Below are 975 nucleotides of genomic sequence, written 5' to 3'. Positions count from 1 at the left end.
GCAAAATCCGCTGATGCCAATACGATGCCCAGCCCTCATTCATAATTTTCGTTTCAATCTGTGGCCAGAAATAAAGCATCTCTTCCCGCATAATAGTCAGTACATCCCGCTGCCAATTCTCCAGACGAGGACTGAATTCCTCGATGAACAACAGCAAATCCTTCTCAGGCTCCGGCGGGAAACGCTCTGTACGTTTCTTCGCCTCTTCTTCCGCTGTGATCTTGCGCTTTTGTTCTTCTTCATCCAATAGCCATAAATCGCCGTACGGATGCTTATGTCCAATCTCCAGTTCTGCTCTCGTCTTCTCAGGGTCTTCCGCCCAGCTAAAATGGCGGCACAAACTTGGATCGACATGCTCCTGTATCGCCAATATTGCATCCAAAAATTCTTCCACCGTCTGTTTTCCATACCGGATCTCATACTCGCGCAGCCGTTCTGCTGTCGCTGCCATACTCTCTACCATATCCCGGTTCGTTTGGCTGAATCGGACATTATTCTTAAAGAAATCGCAGTGCGCCAATACATGGGCCACAATAAGTTTATTTTGGATGAGTGAATTGCCATCCAGAAGAAATGCGTAGCACGGATTAGAGTTAATAACCAGCTCATAAATCTTACTTAGTCCTAGATCATACTGTAGCTTCATTCTATGAAACGATTTCCCGAAACTCCAATGCGAGAAGCGGGTCGGCATGCCATATGCCCCGAATGTGTAGATGATATCCGCCGGGCAGACTTCGTAGCGCATCGGATAAAAATCAAGTCCGAATCCTGTGGCGATTTCCGTAATTTCATCTACTGCCCGCTCCAACTGGCGAATTTCTTCTCCTGTCATGCCTGCACCGCCTCCTTCCCGAAGAAGGTCTTCAGCGCTTTATAGACCTCACCTTTTTCACGAACAATGCAATGTTTGAATTTCGGATCTTTAATATGCTTATAGGCTGACATTAAAGTGGAGTGTCGGTTATACTGATT

Annotated in this window: 1 protein-coding gene and 1 pseudogene; both read right to left on the bottom strand. The window is 46.5% G+C overall.

Translation table 11 applies throughout. The annotated features are described in order from the left end of the window. The coding region (locus HMPREF0083_RS00810) for a SpoVR family protein (protein WP_021619006.1) at positions 1–835 on the bottom strand (835 nt) is incomplete at its 3' end. Further along, positions 832–975, bottom strand: a pseudogene (locus tag HMPREF0083_RS29200) (sporulation protein YhbH); the annotation flags it as partial. The pseudogene HMPREF0083_RS29200 and the gene HMPREF0083_RS00810, both read right to left, overlap by 4 nt.

Source organism: Aneurinibacillus aneurinilyticus ATCC 12856, assembly GCF_000466385.1.
Taxonomy (GTDB): Bacteria; Bacillota; Bacilli; order Aneurinibacillales; family Aneurinibacillaceae; genus Aneurinibacillus; species Aneurinibacillus aneurinilyticus.
The sequence above is the reverse complement of the archived record's forward strand: the minus strand, read 5'-3'. Positions and strand labels throughout refer to the sequence as shown.